Origin of the sequence: Dyadobacter sp. CY326, assembly GCF_021390515.1 — a bacterium.
GTDB lineage: Bacteria > Bacteroidota > Bacteroidia > Cytophagales > Spirosomataceae > Dyadobacter.
This window is the reverse complement of the sequence record NZ_JAJUXI010000008.1, coordinates 333841-350685: the sequence shown is the minus strand read 5'-3', so window position 1 is coordinate 350685 and position 16845 is coordinate 333841. Positions and strand designations below refer to the sequence as shown.

17 protein-coding genes are annotated in these 16845 nt (G+C 42.8%); 4 read left to right on the top strand and 13 right to left on the bottom strand.

Annotated features, from left to right (window positions below; genetic code table 11):
* Positions 1-122: 122 nt before the first annotated feature.
* From LZG73_RS17890 to LZG73_RS17870, 5 genes are all read right to left on the bottom strand, one after another.
* Complete coding sequence (locus LZG73_RS17890; RefSeq protein ID WP_233853145.1) at positions 123-659, bottom strand: hypothetical protein; 537 nt, start codon at positions 657-659, stop codon at positions 123-125.
* Positions 660-777: 118 nt separating this feature from the next.
* Positions 778-3162, bottom strand: coding sequence for an ABC transporter permease (locus LZG73_RS17885; RefSeq protein WP_233853144.1), 2385 nt, complete (start codon positions 3160-3162; stop codon positions 778-780).
* A gap of 48 nt (positions 3163-3210) precedes the next feature.
* Positions 3211-4164 (bottom strand): GIN domain-containing protein, encoded by a 954-nt coding sequence (locus tag LZG73_RS17880; RefSeq protein WP_233853143.1) that lies wholly within the window; start codon positions 4162-4164, stop codon positions 3211-3213.
* A 308-nt stretch (positions 4165-4472) separates the two neighbouring features.
* A complete protein-coding gene (locus LZG73_RS17875; protein WP_233853142.1) occupies positions 4473-4868 on the bottom strand; it encodes a nuclear transport factor 2 family protein in 396 nt (131 codons plus the stop codon).
* Between the two features lie 305 nt (positions 4869-5173).
* Complete coding sequence (locus LZG73_RS17870; protein WP_233853141.1) at positions 5174-5536, bottom strand: YtxH domain-containing protein; 363 nt, start codon at positions 5534-5536, stop codon at positions 5174-5176.
* 483 nt (positions 5537-6019) lie between these two features.
* On the opposite strand from LZG73_RS17870, the gene LZG73_RS17865 reads away from it, so the two are divergent.
* The gene (locus tag LZG73_RS17865) at positions 6020-6484 is read left to right on the top strand and encodes a hypothetical protein (protein ID WP_233853139.1); all 465 of its coding nucleotides are present in this window, start codon (positions 6020-6022) and stop codon (positions 6482-6484) included.
* A gap of 38 nt (positions 6485-6522) precedes the next feature.
* Here the strand turns inward: LZG73_RS17865 and LZG73_RS17860 are convergent, their stop codons facing one another.
* Complete coding sequence (locus LZG73_RS17860) at positions 6523-7665, bottom strand: winged helix-turn-helix domain-containing protein (RefSeq protein WP_233853137.1); 1143 nt, start codon at positions 7663-7665, stop codon at positions 6523-6525.
* A gap of 131 nt (positions 7666-7796) precedes the next feature.
* Between LZG73_RS17860 and LZG73_RS17855 the strand changes: the two genes are divergently transcribed.
* Both LZG73_RS17855 and LZG73_RS17850 read left to right on the top strand, forming a co-directional pair.
* Positions 7797-8801: a sialidase family protein gene (locus LZG73_RS17855; protein ID WP_233853135.1), complete on the top strand. Its 1005-nt coding sequence runs from the start codon at positions 7797-7799 to the stop codon at positions 8799-8801.
* Positions 8802-9369: 568 nt separating this feature from the next.
* Complete coding sequence (locus tag LZG73_RS17850; protein ID WP_233853134.1) at positions 9370-10305, top strand: TlpA disulfide reductase family protein; 936 nt, start codon at positions 9370-9372, stop codon at positions 10303-10305.
* A 969-nt stretch (positions 10306-11274) separates the two neighbouring features.
* Here LZG73_RS17850 and LZG73_RS17845 read toward each other — a convergent pair.
* Positions 11275-11718, bottom strand: a complete 444-nt coding sequence (locus LZG73_RS17845; RefSeq protein WP_233853132.1) for a hypothetical protein — start codon at positions 11716-11718, stop codon at positions 11275-11277.
* Positions 11719-12080: 362 nt separating this feature from the next.
* On the opposite strand from LZG73_RS17845, the gene LZG73_RS17840 reads away from it, so the two are divergent.
* A complete protein-coding gene (locus LZG73_RS17840) occupies positions 12081-12308 on the top strand; it encodes a hypothetical protein (RefSeq protein WP_233853130.1) in 228 nt (75 codons plus the stop codon).
* Positions 12309-12914: 606 nt separating this feature from the next.
* On the opposite strand, the gene LZG73_RS17835 is transcribed toward LZG73_RS17840, so the two are convergent.
* From LZG73_RS17835 to LZG73_RS17810, 6 genes are all read right to left on the bottom strand, one after another.
* Positions 12915-13538, bottom strand: a complete 624-nt coding sequence (locus LZG73_RS17835) for a lipase/acyltransferase domain-containing protein (protein ID WP_233853128.1) — start codon at positions 13536-13538, stop codon at positions 12915-12917.
* Positions 13539-13665: 127 nt separating this feature from the next.
* Positions 13666-14211 (bottom strand): hypothetical protein, encoded by a 546-nt coding sequence (locus tag LZG73_RS17830; protein WP_233853126.1) that lies wholly within the window; start codon positions 14209-14211, stop codon positions 13666-13668.
* A 205-nt stretch (positions 14212-14416) separates the two neighbouring features.
* Positions 14417-14707 carry a hypothetical protein gene (locus LZG73_RS17825; RefSeq protein WP_233853125.1) on the bottom strand — a complete coding sequence of 97 codons (291 nt, stop codon included), beginning with the start codon at positions 14705-14707 and terminating at the stop codon, positions 14417-14419.
* A 207-nt stretch (positions 14708-14914) separates the two neighbouring features.
* Positions 14915-15331 (bottom strand): ester cyclase, encoded by a 417-nt coding sequence (locus LZG73_RS17820; RefSeq protein WP_233853121.1) that lies wholly within the window; start codon positions 15329-15331, stop codon positions 14915-14917.
* Between the two features lie 70 nt (positions 15332-15401).
* Positions 15402-16274 (bottom strand): AraC family transcriptional regulator, encoded by an 873-nt coding sequence (locus LZG73_RS17815; protein ID WP_233853120.1) that lies wholly within the window; start codon positions 16272-16274, stop codon positions 15402-15404.
* Positions 16275-16341: 67 nt separating this feature from the next.
* Positions 16342-16698 carry a hypothetical protein gene (locus LZG73_RS17810; RefSeq protein WP_233853119.1) on the bottom strand — a complete coding sequence of 119 codons (357 nt, stop codon included), beginning with the start codon at positions 16696-16698 and terminating at the stop codon, positions 16342-16344.
* Positions 16699-16845 lie beyond the last annotated feature (147 nt).

Below are 16845 nucleotides of genomic sequence, written 5' to 3'. Positions count from 1 at the left end.
GGAAATTGCCCACGATTGAGGAGCTCGAAAAACGGCTAAAAGCCATGTCCAACATGTTTTAGGTGTCCGATCAATATGCTAGTTATAATGATGCACCGGGCTCCTGGCCGCTTCATTGATTTTTAATAAACTTCAAGCATAATGCCTTCCAGCCAGGGCGCCATTTCTGTGGCAGTTTCATTGTCGTTTTTGATTTGCACGTCACCGGTCTGTTTGAGCAAAACAGGCTTATACGCCCCTTTGTCCAGGCGGAAAGCGTAAAAACTTGTCGATCCCCCATCCGCCCCGACGGCTTGCGGCTTGGATAAGTCTGCATTGCTAACTGAATTGACTTTTGCCGCATATCTAGTGAATTCTTCCGCTGGAATAATCACCGATGATGGGGTTGTCTTGGACAAGTTTTCAATTAGTTGTTGCGGGGTCAATTCTGAGCCCTGGTCGAACTGATGCCAATTTTGAGGTTTGTCAAAGGTTATCACCTTTCCTTCTTTGTTTACAATGAATCCCCGAAACTGGTGGACCCAGGCGTCATTGGCATAAACAACCGCGAAATATGCCTCCTGGGTCTTTGTTGAAATAGCATCGCGGTCGTCACAGCCTGTTGTAGACGTGATGGTAAACAGCATTGCAATAGCGGAAATTAACAACCTTGTCTTCATGACTTACGGGCGATTTACTGAGATGAATATCAGGTTCAAGTCCCAAAACATTTATAACAAATAATATTTTGTAACAGGCCTGAATGTAGAGTATCTCTGCTGTTTTCAAAACAAACATTTATTCACTCTTCAACGCCTTCACAGGATTTGAAAGCGCTGCTTTTACGCTTTGAAAGCTGACGGTTGCTACGCCGACCAACATGGAAAGTATTCCGGCAATAGCAAACATCCACCATTGGAGCTCGATTTTATAGGCGAAGCTTTGGAGCCAGTTTGTCATAAGCCACCAGGCTACGGGTGAAGCAATAACGATGGCGAGCATGATCAGTTTGACAAAATCCTTTGATAACAAGCTCACAATACCAGCAATGGAAGCGCCCATTACTTTGCGAACACCGATTTCTTTTCTGCGTTGTTCAGCTGTAAAAGTTGCAAGCCCGAAAAGACCCAGGCAGGATACGAAGATGGCCAGCATGGAAAAATTAAGCACGATTTCACCTGTGCGTTGCTCAGTTTTATATAGCGTTTTCAGCTCCTGGTCTACAAACCCGTAATTGAGTGGACTGGCCGGATCGTATGTTTTGCAAATTTGATCAATGCTGCTAATGGTATTTTTTAGTGCCCGGGGATTTGTTTTAATCAAAATAGTAAAATAAAAGTCCCTGGGGCGGTAGCGGAAAACAAAAGGTTCGATCGACACCTGCAAAGGCCGGAAGTGAAAATCTTTCAATACGCCGATGATCTTTCCCTGGGAGCCCCAGAATTTAATTGACTTGCCCAGCGCTTTTTCCGGCGTCCAGCCCATTCGTTTTGCGGCCGTTTCATTGATCAAGTAATTCCCGTTGCTGCCGGATGTGTCCGAAGCAATCTGATTGGAAAAATTCCGTCCGGATGAAAGCGAAATCCCCGTTGTCTTCAAGAAATCAGCGTCCACATTCATCTGTGTGATCAGGAACTGATCTTTGGGCGATTGCCCTTCCCATTCTATTTGCGTGGAATTGGATACATCTACCAAATTGCTCGTTGTTGCCGAAGCACGCTCCACACCAGTCAAATGCATTATGTCTTCTTTGAATGCGAGCGCTTTACCTCGCAAATCACCCTTTAACTGCACAAACATGAGCTGCGACTGATTAAAGCCGAGTTTTCTGTTTTGAATAAAATCCAGTTGCAGATGGATTACCAGTGTGCCGATTCCCAATATGACTGAAATCGCAAATTGGGCTATTACCAGGGACTGGCGAAATGTCTTTCCCGATTTAACATCAAAAACACCTTTCAACACGCGCGCCGGACGGAATGTAGAAAGGAAAAACGCAGGGTAAAGGCCCGTCAGTAACCCCACTAAAATGGTTAATCCTGCAACCACCAGCCAGAAACGGGCCGATTCATAGGGTAGTGTCAGCTCCTTGCCGGACAGTGCATTAAAAAATGGCAGAAATAGCTGCGTTAATATAAAGGCGCCGGCTACCGCAGTGATCGTCATCAGGAAAGATTCACATAGAAACTGAATCACCAAGCTAGACTTTTGCGCGCCAATCGTTTTGCGGACGCCGACTTCTTTGGCCCGTTTGGACGCTCTTGCTGTTGCCAGGTTGACAAAATTTACAATGGCGATTAGAAGGATAATAAACGCGACAGCGACAAAAATCCGGACATACAGGATCTCACTTCGTTTGCCCCAATCGGTTTTAAAATCAAATTTAGATTTTAGGTAAATCTCGGATAACGGCTGTAAGGCAAGTTTAGTTGATTTGTCTTCCGAGTAGCGGCTCAAATGTGGAAGAATCTTTGAGCTAAAAGCAGCCATATCCGTTTCCGGGCGCACCCGCAGGTATGTATGAAAATTGTTGCTGTTCCATTTATCGCTCCATGGGTCGATGCTAACCAGGTATTTAAATGGAAGCAATGCATCAAACTGTAAATGAGAATGTACCGGCGGGTTTTTTGCGACACCAACAAGCGTCAGCGGCTGCTGACTATTGAATGAAAGGGTTTTGCCGATCACCGATTTTCTTATCCAGTTAGTCCCGAACAACTTTTGCGCCATGGATTCACTGATGATCACTTCATTAACGCCTTGAAACATTTTGGCAGAATTACCTGCAACAAGGGGGAAGTCGAAAATGCTGAAAAACGATGGATCTACAATCAGCAGGTTTTGCGCTTCTGAGGTCCGTTTTCCGTTCGAAAACGTGCCGCCCCACCGGCCTACGCGGACCGTTTCAATAATTTCGGGCAAATCTTTTTTTAATGTCACTGCAAGCGGGCCAGGTGTAACGGCAACCGTATAGTCACCATCGGCCTGCTTTTGTTTTTCAATAACCCGGTAGATGGAACTGAAATGGGAATGAAAACGATCGTATGAAAGCTCATCGGCAATATAGAGTCCGATTGCAAGGCAGCAGGTAAGCCCCAGGGACAATCCTATGATGTTGATTGCAGAGTAAACCTTATTATTCACAATGCTCCTGAAAGCGATTTTTAAGTAGTTGCCAAGCATGTCAAGATATTTACAATGGTGATAGGATTGGACTTGATAATGGTCGGATTATTTACCTGGTAGCATGATCTTGCGACCCTGATCACTTTCCTGAACAGTCAAAAAGGGTTTGTCTTGCAACTCCTTGCCACTCATGACAAGATCAACCTGATTTTTGCTTGCGATGTACACCCTGGTGCCGACCCTGTATTGCTTTTCTTTTTTCTCGTTGGGCGCCAGCGTAAATCCGTTCGTCTCGTTACCTGTCTCTCCGGGAGCATAAGATATGAGGGTAATTTGCCGGGCTGCTGCATTGCCATTAATAAATTGGAGTGTCACAAGCTTTGAGTCCTCAGCATTCGGCATGTCTACTTTCGTCTTCTGCGCAGCCGGGGATTCATTTACATTTTCTATCCTTGCAAAAGCCTGGGTAGCCGCCTGAATTTTCCGTGTATTCAAGCGGATGGTGGCATTAGCGTCAGCAACCACGTAGGCAGTGTTTACTTCCAGTTTTTCAGCGTTAATGCTTCCGTTTGCGCGGCTGATCAGGCTAAACGTACCTGATGTGCCTTGCAGGGTGATGTTTCCATTTGCGTCGTTGATTAGATCGAAAGCGGCACCTTTCAGGCCATTTACATTGACATTTCCATTTGATCCGTTGCGGAGACTTTTGAGGTTTTTTGTCGAAATTTTGACGGCGATTGCTGCTTTGCTGATCCAGAAGTTCTTATCCTCAGGATCTTTTAATGCCAGTTTTAAGATGCCGTTCTCGCTTTTAACGTTAAGTCGGGTAAGCAGGTTATCATCCAGCGAAATTTCCAGTGAAGGTGTTTTATCTGAAACCTCTATCGACACATCTGCAGGAAACTGTTCTATTTCGATTGCTTCAAAAGCAGTAACAGGAAAAACTTTGGAGACAATCTTGCCATTGCCGCGGACCTCCCGAATATCCCCTTGGGTTTGCGCCGATAATGAATTGAATAGGCAAAGCGCCATGGTGCATGCAATCAGGAACGTTTTCAAATTGAGCTAGTTAAGGTTTGTTTTAACTATCTCAATTCAACTATTATACCATGATTCCAAAGATGGCTTGAATCGTTCAGAATGGTCTTTACTCAAAGTTTGCATGTTCGATTTCGGACAGTCAACCATTGAATTGTGCGGTGGCCAGCGTAGGGGGATTATCGTTAAATATCACTATTTTATCTTTTGCCACAAACTTTGCATAGGTCAGTAGTGCGCCTGCTATCCGCAAAAACAACTCCTTTTTAAGGGCGGTTCGACCGTGTTAGTTACGAAAATTAAATTGCAGGGAAAGTTTGTTGGCAGAATCACTGCTGTGAGTTGTTCATAGACCTGATATCTTCGATTAACTTTCTGGCCAGCACCGTATCATAAATAATTTTTAACCTTTCAATCTTAGTTTCAGTGTTAAATTCAATAATGTCAACAACATCAAATATGACGATTTTGCCAGATCTTACGGTCCATTCATATTCAAAATAAAGGGCTAGGGCATTTGAACCCACATCATCAAAAATTCTTTTTAGTGTCAATTTTGAATTCGCTGTATCATCGGTCAATTCTTTAAAGAACGCTCTGGCCAACTTATCGCCATAAATTGGTGAACTAACCATACCATCCTCAGTAAATAAACTTACTATCTTCTCAACGGCTCCATTTGAAAGAAATTCAATATATTTTGTTGCAACGTCTTTTTTAGTCATCAGTTAATTCGCAGTCAGGTAATTACAACTCCTATATTCAAAGATAGTCATCTGATCAAGAAGAAATCATAAAAGTAATAACGTTCAGGAAATCATTTACCACTGCGATAAACCAACAAGCCGTTATCAATGCTTACAGTACATCTGCTCAGGGAATTTTTGTAAAGCCAAGTAGTTTTGATGAGGTTAAAGAGACAATCAGGGCGATGAAAAAAAACGGGCACCATTAGGGTGCCCATTTTTTTTGTCATTATTTTTAAAATACTCCAAGTAAGGCAGTTTCTAAAACATCTATACCCTGGGAATCAATCCCGTTTTTGGAATTCGTCAGCAGTTGCCGTTGTCTCATCTTTAAAATGCTCAACAGCACCTTTGGCTTTTTCGGCGTACTGATCGGCAACATCTTTTGTCTGATCAGCAAATCTATTAAGCTTTTCTTTGCCTTCCTCAACCGCAATTGCGGCGTTAATCTTGGTGTCTTCCCATTGGTTTCTCAACTTGTCCTTTTGCTTACCGGCCAGATCTTTAATCTGCTGACGCGTTTCATTCCCGGATTTTGGAGCAAATAACATTGCAGCAAGTGCCCCAACGGTAGCACCCACCAGCACACCTAGCGCAAATCCGCTGTTTGAATTGCCATTGCGATTGTAATCATATTTAGAGCTCATAGCGATATTGTTTTGTTAGACATCGTTGTAAGCGAAAAACGTGCCAGTACTATATTTTTATGAATGGATAGCTCACCGAGTTCTATGGACTGGAACCGGAAATGGCAAATCGGTTCTGCTATCTACCAATCGACTGAGGTCATATTTAATCCGAAAGATCCGCTCTGCATTGCCATGCGCCACTTTCGGCCCTACCGTCAGATGGACCCCGGGGATGAATGTAAAGCGGAGCGCCCAAAAGCTTCGGCAGCTTCCGGGATCGGCCAAAATCGTTGTTCATCCAGGTAACCATTGCCTGTATGTGAATTGACAAGGAAACCGTTCAATTTCAGCGAATTGATAGCGCGCCCCATTTCCTTGGCGGCTTGCTGCGGGTTATGAGGTGCAAAACGACCGTTATCCAGGTTGGGTAGGAGTAACTTGTTCGGTTCTTATATAGAAACTATTTTTATATTTCTCATTATTATTCAAATTCATATGTTAATGAAATTCTCCCATTCAGCAACACGCCTATGTGTGGTGTTCATTGCGCTGCTTTGTTTTAACTTTTCCTGTCAGGATCACCCGATTCCTCAGACTCTTCCGTCCTTGACAACACAACCAATCAACAGGAGCAATACAAGAGCGTTCTCGTTGTTTACGTTCCAATTAGTGGTGGATAATGTAGGGAGTATTCCGGTAAAGGAATATGGAGTCGTTTTCACAACTTATGATGATCTAGATATAGTGAGCCCGGATGTTATTTCAGAACCAACGATTGTGAACGGCAAGGTAATATCATTCAAGGGCGTTTTTAGTCCAGGAAATCATCAGGAGTCGAAAACCGATGTCCCTGACTCTAAATTAACTCTTGACTATATTTTTCAAAGGGCATACGCGGTATTAAACAATGGAACGGTGGTTTATGGGCAAGTAATAACGACCAAATACGGCGTTGTCCAGCAATGACATCTGTGGATAAGGAACTTTGCATGCTGCTGCAGATTTTATATAATCTGTCTTTCAGGTATTTCCAGCTTATACCCCTTCCCATGAACATTCGTTATTCTCAGCTCAGGGTCACGGCTTAATTTCTTTCGAAGTTTCGACACAAACATATCCAGGCTGCGACCGGTGATGACACCTTCGTTGATCCAGACTTCCTGCATCAGCGTTTCACGGGGGATCAGTTCTCCGAAATTTTGGTGAAGCAAATTCAGAACCTTGCATTCTTTGTCTGTAAGACTAACCACCTCGCTTTCCAAAAGCAAGCGCTGACCCTTTACATTAAACAAAAATTTCCCGAGCGCAGCCAATTCCGGAACGGATTCTTGCATTATAGCGTCGTTTTGATTCTGTCCGGCCAATGGTTTAAAAAAATTCCCAAACCGCCCGATCAGCAAGGTAACAACCAGCAACGCCAGAATGCCGGCGTAAACGACCTTGATCAATGGATAGTGAACGGTTGTCGTTTCGGATTCTCCAAGCGTTGGATTGACTTCCTGCGTATTTGCTTTAACTGATTTGGGGTCTTTCGTCCGCTGGCCAGTGTGATAGTCTGAGGTTGGCGTTTTCAATTCTCCGACTTTGGGATTCTTTTCCTGAGTATCCGCTTTCAATGATTCAGTCAGCTGGTCGGTATCCTCTTTCTTCCGTTTTACATTTTCATAAAAATCCGGAAAGGCAAATTCGATTGTGTAACAACCCGAGGGCTGACTTCTACCCGTGCAAGCCAGGATGTCGGGTGATGAATTGTTTACCTGGAAACCATAGACGATGCTACCTTTCACGCATTCATGTACTGTAACGGTGTAGCCTGACGGGAACTGCTTTTTGGGAAGTAAGCTCTGCGAGAGGGCTATGAGCGAGTCGTGGTTAAAAATGAATTCATTTTCGAACCTGAGTAGAAAGGTGCCTTCGCTAATCTCAGTAACCGGCAATACACGTGAAGTTGAGTCACCTGCCTGCAACAGCAGCCGGTGACCGGTTTGACGGATCGACAGGTTCACTTGCTTAACACGCAGGTTACGCTCCGAATGTTCTGCGAAGGAAGAGGGGCTAACGAAAATAGCAAGCAGCATCATTGCAATGCAAGCCCTCACCAGCAGCCGGTTGGTGAAAAAGCCAGTAAAAGCAGGATTTACACGCATTTACATTTCTTTTTACAATTGACGAACGAGATTTTACAGTTGATTTACAAGAACGGCTATGCAGGTGCCTACATTTGGACATGTGAAGTTAAAATAATTTTACGCCATCATTTCACCAAACCATTTTAGTCATGAAAATCCACAGCCTGGCTTTTTTGCTCCTTTTTCAATTCCCATTTGCCTTTGATCACGCCTTAGAATTTCCACAATCAGCCCCACTCCCGGATAGCTATCCAAAACGAGATAAGGCAGTAGCTGCAAACATCATTTTTAAATCTGCCGATGGCGGACAAACGTGGCAGGACATTAGCGAAGGGCTGCCCGAAAATTTGCCGGGAGATGGCATCCAGAGAGATGGTTTCCTGGCAAATGATAATGGAATCTATCTGCACACCGAAAATGGAATGTATTACAGCAAACCAAATTCCGCTGCTCCTTTTTGGAAAAAAGACATTTCTCCAGACAACCTTAGCAGCATCGTCCCTGGCAAAACTGGCGTGCTTGCATTCAACTACGGCGGCCAGTTTTTGCAAAAAATAAACGGAACAGGTTTATGGTTGCCGATATATACTGATTTTCCAGGGAAGGACGTTCGCACCGTTTTTGAGACCGGACATTCCGTTTTTATCGGGTGCGATAAGGGCCTTTTCAAATCTGATGACAGTGGAAAAAACTGGAAGCGAGTTTATGACGGAGGCTGGGTAATGAAGTTGGTAGAATCAAATGGAGTGCTCTTGGGTACCAGCCGGAGAGGCATCATTCGGTCGGTAGATGATGGTGAAAATTGGGTTGATGTGATTAACGAGGGCGGAGTGGGCATTGCTATCGAACGCATTAAAGGTGGGTTTGCCGCGATCACTTGCAATACAGAAACGGAAACAAGAAGAGTACGGACATCCTATGACGGCGGCAAAACCTGGCAGCCTATCGATGCTGACCTTCCGGCAAGCCTCGATATCGCCTCCATTACGGAGGTTGGTGAATACCTGTTCTGTGGCCACCCGGCAGGTATTTACAGATCCTCAGACAAAGGAAAAACATGGCAACTTTCACTTCCCGCTATTCAAGATAAAGTCTACAACCTATCTGTTTCCGGCAACGTAATCTATGCCATACCAAGAAGCGGAGGATGTTGAAGATTCAGGTTAATTTCTCATTCTGTGATGATTGTTCAGCCATAGAATTGCGTCAAGTGCCTTTGGTATGGCGCGTCTTGGATGGCGCATATAAATAGGTTAGGGGTAAAGGATGATTCGACAATTTTTCTGCTGGGCGCCTTTCAAGATGTTGAATCAGATAGGCACCAAGGGAAAGCAATGTCAGGGCTATGCGAGATTAACACGATTTATTTTTTTGTTCTGGACAGTTTTCGATGTCCAAGCAATGCTTGATTCGACCCAATTGCTACGCTAGGTAATCAGGTTGATAGAACAGTAATTGTCCATCGGAAAACGCCGTAAATTTTGAAACAACCCTTGTTCAAGAGTGGGAATGGTGGAATATGTTGAACCACAGGGTGAGAGATGTGCCGGTGTAGTTTAGGCAAAGTTCTTGATGTTGTACAAGGAGGTAGGACTTCTCAAATGTTACGGAGGAGCGGCCGCACCAGGTAAAGTTGTATCATTTAAGGAGAGGTTTTCTGAGACTTCCACTAGGCTTGGAAAGAAGTAACCCTTAAGGTATCTTGTATAAAAAAAGATACAAATGAAGATCTGGCATTTCCTCTTTTACTTCATCTCAATGCAAAGTCTTCTTGCACAGTCTGATCGGTTTACAATAGTCGGGCGCATCTCCAACCCTGATACATCTCAGACAGTAAAAGTAACGATTTTTGATGGGCAAACTCAGGTTTTGAATGTTCCTTTGAAAGACGGTGCTTTTAAGCTTTCAGGGAGTGTGGCCCACCCTGCGTTGGCTACTGTTGGTACTTCACAATCTTATGCCGGATTGGGAATGTGGATAACGAATGATCCAATTCGCGTTGAATTTGAACGACGGCCGTATTCCAATAAAGGTATTATCCAGCCAACTGCTGTATCCGGCAGCCAGGAGTCCAAAGATTATTTGATGGCAATAAATTCCATGAATGGTTATAGCAAGCTTGGGCTATCTGAATTTATGGCTAACCAGAAAAAGGCAGAGTTCGTACGTGAGTACGTGTCAGCACACCCAAAGAGTTATCTATCGCTGTTTCTTATCCAAATGAATACTGAAGAGTTAGGAGTAGGTAATAGCAAAAATCTGTTTAACGTGCTTTCAACCCAGCTGAGAGGATCGATAGAAGGCGTAAGTTTAAAAGCTGCTCTTGAAAGAAATGAATCAAATGCGATTGGAAAGAAGATCACCAAAGTAAACATTCCTAACGCAGCCGGGAAAGCAACAGTTATTCCAAGTCAGACTAAACAATACAGCCTGATCAATTTTTGGGCATCTTGGTGTGCTCCCTGTCGGCATGAGAATAAGGATCTGGTTGAACTTTATAAGACCATTGATCATAATAAGGTTGAGGTCGTTAGCATTTCCGTTGATGATGATAGAGCAGCATGGCTTGCGGCAATTAAGAAGGACGGGCTTACTTGGCCGCAGCTATCCGACCTAAAGGGCTGGAAGGGTCCGATTGCGCGGCAATTTAGTATTTAGTCAGTTCCTTACATACTACTCGTAGACAAAACCGGCGAAATCAAAGCAGTGTATTTTGCTACGGTAAAAAAAATCATTGCCGCAGATTAAGCCTGTACGGAAACCAGTCTAACACAAGCAACCTACTCGTAATGCAATGCAAAAAGACATATGGCGGTTTATGATCATTGGAAGTTTCTTGTTCTCTATATTTTGCGTTTTAGTCAAAGGTAATGTCCCGACTGAAAGGCTACCTTTTCGATACTACCTGCTAGCCGGGGTGGCATCTCTTGCAGTGGAAGCAATTATCTATTTGACAATTAGGAACTGGTCGAATCGTAGCAAAACTCGCGTCATCTGGTTAATACTTTTTCTCTGGCTAGCCGTTTGTTTGCTCCATGGCAGGGTATAATATTATCACTGAATCGTGTCTCATATTGTCAAGCAAAATATAGCGCTACATGATCTCAAACAAGCAGACATTTCTCCGCACCTCGCCTTATGTCTTATGCTGGCTTAGCATACCCTTTATTATACTGCCAGCATTGTTATTTGGGCAGGATACATTGGACTTTCAGCTATATGATACCTATTATGTAATCACTGTGGGCCAATATGCTGTTGCATTAGCAATACTTTTTTGGTCTTTTGGAATGACATATTGGTTAATTGAAAAGGCAGGCAAAAAACCTAATTACATATTCTCCCTTCTTCATTTTACAACGACAATACTGATTCTCGTTACCGTCGCAGTGCCGTCAATCCGGATTGTTAATTCATTTACGCTATTTGTTGTATTCGCACTAGCTCAACTCGCTTTCATAGCCAACATTTTATTCTCAGTAGCAAGGAGGTAATAGACATTTGGATTCTTGGCAAGCGAATCGATCATTAAGGACTGCGGCACTGAGATGGGGTTGTGCAACACTAAAGAGGGCTTGGCAAGATTAGTATTTCAATGACTGATATTGGGACTTACTAAATTTTAACTCAGAAAATCTCATTACTTACTGGAACTCGTTTAGGCTGTGGATATTTGGAAATAATCATGTTAATATCTTCCCAGCGGGTTCTTTCCGAGAGTCTGGATGTAATGTCTCTCAGCTCTTTGTGCGTCACGATACCATACGCCGTGTACCCGCTGGTAGTTTCGTGCCCGAACACCAATATGTTTTCCTTCTCATGATAACCTACAAACATATAGGGGCCATCCTTGATGGCTGCTACTTCATAATATCGACGGTGTGGATACCAAAATTTTCTGTGTTCGACCAAATCGCTAAGTGTGCTGAAAGCGGTGATATGACCTTTACCCTTGTCTTCGATAGAAATGGTTTTTAGATGGCAAGTCTTCCACCAGAGCACACTTATAGCAAACAATGCTAGGCAACAAACGCATGAGAGGATTATCGCTGATGTTCGGAGTGCTTTCATCTTAGTATGCTTTAAAGACAATAAAATAAAGATACTGCGAATGTATGAACCGTTTTTAATTCAACTCTTCAAATTCATGTCCTAGATCAATTCTTGCGTGAACTGCTTTATTCACCAAGGAATTTTTGTTTAGCTGGTGCATTCGATTTTATTTTAGCCATATACAACCTTTACTGCTCTTTAAAGCCTCTTTAACAGCAAGAGTCTAAAAATCGTCCACGGCATTACAGGCAGAGCTGATATCGGGCTATTTTTTAAATGGCCAGATGGCGGCAAGGAAATTTCATGTCCGGTTCAAAAAGGCAATGTATAGGCTTGCTTATCGCATGACAAATACTTTGATGATGTTTAACATTTGATTTATGAAAAAATTTCTCTTGGCGCTGATAATGCTTAACGTTTTCCAGCTGGCTTATGCACAGGACAGCACTAATGTTTCTTTTTCACAAGAAGTCGATACGCTTGTAAAACAGCGCTTTATCGACCGATATGAGAACTTGTTTATGACAAAGGTTCCGACCGGACAAATGTTCAAAAAAATATGGGGGAAGGGCAGGCTTGTTATATGGGTTTCAAAGTCGCTTTTTTAATCACGGATTTGTCGATTTTGCGGTGGGGCTTTACCAACGGGATCTTCTTGCGAAATTATCAGGCGAGACATGGAAAAGGCGGAGGTAATTTTTCCGGTCCATATGCCGGTCTATTAGCAGGTTATAACAGAAGTAATTTTAAATTGTCGAGTATTTCTTCCCCAGATCTAAATTTGGATGACGTTGGCGATAATTACTATTCGACTGCTGCGCTGGGTTATCAGCAACGGTTGTTCAACAAATTATACATAGACGTGTCCCTGTACTATGTGAAACCAATTTCACCAGCTCCTTCATTTAATGTTGGTAGAAACTGGTCATACTTTTCGTCAAAAATGAGTATCGGATATACGTTTTAATTTGTTTATAACGGCGTTATTTTGAGTGTCTGAGTACACTCAAACGGAGCGTATTTCTGCTTATCAGATCTGGAAGATTAGCAATTGCATCGCATTTGATTCCGACTGTATACTGACAGGTAGGCAAAGCGGTCAAATATATTTTCAAATATAAGTTCTTGTCTCAACAAAAAACCATTCAATTAGCTGAGCAAAAAATCGAACGTCTATCAGGAACTCGTCAATGGTTATATGATAATCCTTGAAGTCATTCACTCATTTGTACATTGACAGGATTTTCTAGCACATACACTATCCTTTTGAGTAGTTTGCTGTCGAAAATCATAAGCGGATGGATCAATGCGAGGACTTTCGAAGCTCTTCCAGTCGGCAGGACCGAAGACTTGGCGGGAATAATGATTAGATCAAAAGGGCTGTAATATGAGACAAAAACTAATTGCTTCAATTGATCGTGGCTAGCATTGATGTCGCTAAGGAAGGGACTGTTGGGCCGCATCTGCTTGATACCCGGCAAAGGAAGAAAATAGGCGGCAAGCGTACCATGATGTGGCGTTGCAATCGTAATAAATCGGTCTGTTTTAGCCAACCCGCCCAGGCGTTGAAGATAGTATCGGGATATTAAACCTCCCATACTGAAAGCAATGAGGTCAATTCGATCAGATTCCATGGTATTTTCCTGGATAAACTGACTTAATCGTTCAGCAAGCTTCTCGATCGTCTGGGTACCATTGCTGGGCAACAGCGAGGGCGTTAAAACTTTCCACCCCAATGTGCTCAATTGCCTAGACATCCAAGTCATTCTTCTGCCTGTATCCATGAAGCCATGCACAAGTATCAACGTATTGGCCATCGGATTTTCGTTTTTGAGCATAGTCCGTTTACAATTTGCTTTTGCCGAATTTGTGAAAAAAGAAACCAAATACTGTTGCCATTTCCAAATGCTAACTTACTAAAAACCGTTTTTGGAATGTGATACGTCACACGGCGGTTGTGAATATTTAATGCTCAACATTGAAGATAAACTCGTAAGTAATTGCATGTTTTTGATGCATGGAAACAGCAATTGGGGAAACTACATTCCAACTTGAAGTCGGTGACACAATCCTGGACATTTTGAAAGTTCCTACTAAGTTAAGACCCCCTGTGTTGGAAATTTGTCTTGCTTCTGCTTTCGCCTGGGCGATCAAGCCTTCCAGTAAGTCTTGTTTCTGCTCTTCGGAAAGAAATACTTCTTGCGTGGTTAACGAAATCTGTGGATACTTGACTAAAAACTGTTCTAATTTTGGGAAATCAGTATTGGTGATTTGAATACGATATTGAGGATATTGATATTCGAACCCATCATTATCCATTGAATATAATTTTGGGCCCGAGTGTTGGATATAATTTTCTGATATAAAAGTTTGCAAGGCCATCTCTAAATATTTCAAGTCGTCTAAAATCGAAACCCCATTCGATAGCAGAAATGCCGTACGGAAAATTATACTTTCTGCGATCGCAAACTGTTCTTTTTCAACAATTATTTCCAAAGTGTTGGCTTTCATTTTCTTCGAAATTTCATGTTACCAAACTGCTTTCCTGTGTTTTGGCAATGATATTAATTGCCTGCTCCTCATTTAAATTCAAAATCACCTAAGCTGGTAAGGGCCTCAATGTTAATGAATATTCGTCTAACCTTATTAATGCCTTTCCTGTTTTCGGATCAAATGGCACTAGCCATGCTCGGATATTTGAGGTTTCCAATTTTCTTTACGAACGATAAAAACCGTATATAACTAAGCCCACCAGTATTGATTCAGTAATCCAAATGGTGCGGGTGTTGGAATGTGAGATCCGTCTAATCAGCCAGTGGCCTCCCAAGCATGCAGCCATAATGAGCAGTCCAAGAACAATTTCGAGCGGATAGTCTCGCTTCTGGTCCGGTGTTCCATAAAGCACATAAAAAAGTCCGTGCATAATTTCGTACAGACCCACTAATGCTCCCAGCATAAGTGGCGTGATCCAGGTCAATAATTTCTCAATACTCATACTTCTCCGCATTGGTAGATAAGGGTCGCAAACTAACTCATTGCGATAAAAGCGGCTGCATTTTGCATTTCGCCATTTCGCAAGAATATGCAGAATCTAGCCTGATTATTTTTTTTATAAAAACCCTTGCCTGGGTATTTATAACTATCCTCAGCCAGCAGAAAAAGCTGCCAGCTGGGGATAAATAAATTGCACGGAGATAGCCATTAAAAGGGTGCTCTAATTTTGCAGTTGCGATAGAATTTCCGGCAGCGAGGTGATGCCCCAGTGCTCGAAGTATTTTCCATTTTTTATCCTGACAATATCGATCACATCAATGCTGATTTTTCGCCCTGTTGCCGGAACGCCCAGCAATGCACCCGTCTGGGTTCCGCTTATCGTTTTGCGAGTAGTAACCAAATCGCCTTCCGCAACCTGCTCATGGATCGTAACATTCATATCCGGTATGGCGGGACGGAGTATTTCGTTGAAAAAGTAGATCATTCCATCTGCACCATTGTTCATGCCAGCGGGTGCAGAGCGGTTTATGAATTGCTCATCGGTCAGCTCTTTGAAGCTGTCAAGCTTGCCTTCTGCTATCACTTCTTGGTTGAAGCGCATTACTACGGTTTTGTTGTCTTCGGTCATCGTTTTCATAGTTAATATGTTTAATGAGCCAAAGATACCGGTGCTGCGAGCCATCAGGTTAGGGATAGGCGGTCAACAACTATGGCACGACGTTCAAATTCATTTGCTGGTAGTCGGTGGGTGTAGTTCCAAAGTGTTGTCTGAATGCTTCTGAGAAACTAGAGTGATTCTGATAGCCAACCTTCATGTAAACGCCCGAGGGACTTTCCTCAAAGGTTCTAAGCAGGCTTGCGGCTAATTCGAGTTTTTTAGTGATTAACCATTTTTGAGGTGTGGTTTGATAAACCTCGCTGAACTTCCTCTTAAATGTCGAAGTACTCATGTGACAAAGAAATGCCAGTTCGTCAACCGTGGTTGGTTGGCCTATATGGCTTTCGACTACTTTTTTGATCTGTAATTCTTGCTTATCGAGGGTTAGGATCTGGATCGAACGAAACTTTTCAGGGCTTGCTTGCAGCATATAGAGTAACAGTTCTTCGATTCTTAGTAGACGGATCTCGGCAGGTAAAAGATTGGTGTTGCGCAGGGAGGGTTGTAAAGATGTTATGAACTGCTGTATGAAAGAATCCTGCTTGAAAATCAGGAACGGCTGTTTGCTGGCTTCCTGAAAAGCGCCCCTGATTAAGTGATCATATTTGATCAGAAAACGGTTAAATACCTCATTACTAAAATAAAAAAGTATGCTGCTGAAATCTTCCGCTTCGGCAAGCAGCTCGGAAGTGAGCACATTCCCGGTCGATAATACAACAAGCTCGCCTGAGTTGACAACCGCCGTTGCATGAGGATAGACAATTGTCTTTTTACCACTGATAAGGAGGTTGATCATATTTTGATTCAGGACAATCCTGTTCCTGACCGTGTCGTGATTGGATGTATAGTAACGGATCACGACTTCATCCGGCCTTGCTGGCGGATCTTCTAACAGATCATCCGGTAAATAGTAAGTTTTCATTTATAATTAATAATTCTCTTCGTGCACGCCTCCGGAATACAGTCGCGACAAATTTAGACTGTGGCTTTCATTCCAAATGTTCCTTTAATTCCTCTCTCAATTGGTGGTAATACCGCAACTTATCATTCAGCATCATCTCCTTTGACCGTTTAGGCCGAATTCGGCGAGCCGGTTCAAAATCTGTTGTAATCACTTTAATCGTGATGATGTCCCCGTCTTTCAACTCTTTGTTTACCCACTCGGGATGTTCATTTGTTTCTGAATTTAGTCCAGAAACTGTCAGATCCAATCCGTCAGGTTCGTTTAGCCGACGCAATGAAGTAAGTATGCATGTAACGACGTGACGATCAGTATCGATCCCTGCCTTGCACAAATGTTCTTCATTTATTTGGACTTCGAAGCCATAGTTCGATATACTACTCATTCCGACACATTTTTAATATTGGAATAAATATTCATTTAATTGAATATGATTCCTATTCAATGAAAGAAAGGCAACGATTAATTAATAATCTATTTAATTCAGTTGTCTGCCTTTTTACCACAACTTGACGGCAACCAAAACGTATTT

What these genes read in the sequence shown, in the direction of transcription:
- LZG73_RS17870 (WP_233853141.1), bottom strand. Translation starts at nt 5,536, where the DNA reads ATGAGCTCTAAATATGATTACAATCGCAATGGCAATTCAAACAGCGGA.
- LZG73_RS17840 (WP_233853130.1), top strand. Translation starts at nt 12,081, where the DNA reads ATGAAAAAATTTCTCTTGGCGCTGATAATGCTTAACGTTTTCCAGCTG.
- LZG73_RS17865 (WP_233853139.1), top strand. Translation starts at nt 6,020, where the DNA reads ATGAAATTCTCCCATTCAGCAACACGCCTATGTGTGGTGTTCATTGCG.
- LZG73_RS17825 (WP_233853125.1), bottom strand. Translation starts at nt 14,707, where the DNA reads ATGCGGAGAAGTATGAGTATTGAGAAATTATTGACCTGGATCACGCCA.
- LZG73_RS17835 (WP_233853128.1), bottom strand. Translation starts at nt 13,538, where the DNA reads ATGCTCAAAAACGAAAATCCGATGGCCAATACGTTGATACTTGTGCAT.
- LZG73_RS17815 (WP_233853120.1), bottom strand. Translation starts at nt 16,274, where the DNA reads ATGAAAACTTACTATTTACCGGATGATCTGTTAGAAGATCCGCCAGCA.
- LZG73_RS17890 (WP_233853145.1), bottom strand. Translation starts at nt 659, where the DNA reads ATGAAGACAAGGTTGTTAATTTCCGCTATTGCAATGCTGTTTACCATC.
- LZG73_RS17855 (WP_233853135.1), top strand. Translation starts at nt 7,797, where the DNA reads ATGAAAATCCACAGCCTGGCTTTTTTGCTCCTTTTTCAATTCCCATTT.
- LZG73_RS17830 (WP_233853126.1), bottom strand. Translation starts at nt 14,211, where the DNA reads ATGAAAGCCAACACTTTGGAAATAATTGTTGAAAAAGAACAGTTTGCG.
- LZG73_RS17860 (WP_233853137.1), bottom strand. Translation starts at nt 7,665, where the DNA reads ATGCGTGTAAATCCTGCTTTTACTGGCTTTTTCACCAACCGGCTGCTG.
- LZG73_RS17845 (WP_233853132.1), bottom strand. Translation starts at nt 11,718, where the DNA reads ATGAAAGCACTCCGAACATCAGCGATAATCCTCTCATGCGTTTGTTGC.
- LZG73_RS17875 (WP_233853142.1), bottom strand. Translation starts at nt 4,868, where the DNA reads ATGACTAAAAAAGACGTTGCAACAAAATATATTGAATTTCTTTCAAAT.
- LZG73_RS17820 (WP_233853121.1), bottom strand. Translation starts at nt 15,331, where the DNA reads ATGAAAACGATGACCGAAGACAACAAAACCGTAGTAATGCGCTTCAAC.
- LZG73_RS17885 (WP_233853144.1), bottom strand. Translation starts at nt 3,162, where the DNA reads ATGCTTGGCAACTACTTAAAAATCGCTTTCAGGAGCATTGTGAATAAT.
- LZG73_RS17850 (WP_233853134.1), top strand. Translation starts at nt 9,370, where the DNA reads ATGAAGATCTGGCATTTCCTCTTTTACTTCATCTCAATGCAAAGTCTT.
- LZG73_RS17810 (WP_233853119.1), bottom strand. Translation starts at nt 16,698, where the DNA reads ATGAGTAGTATATCGAACTATGGCTTCGAAGTCCAAATAAATGAAGAA.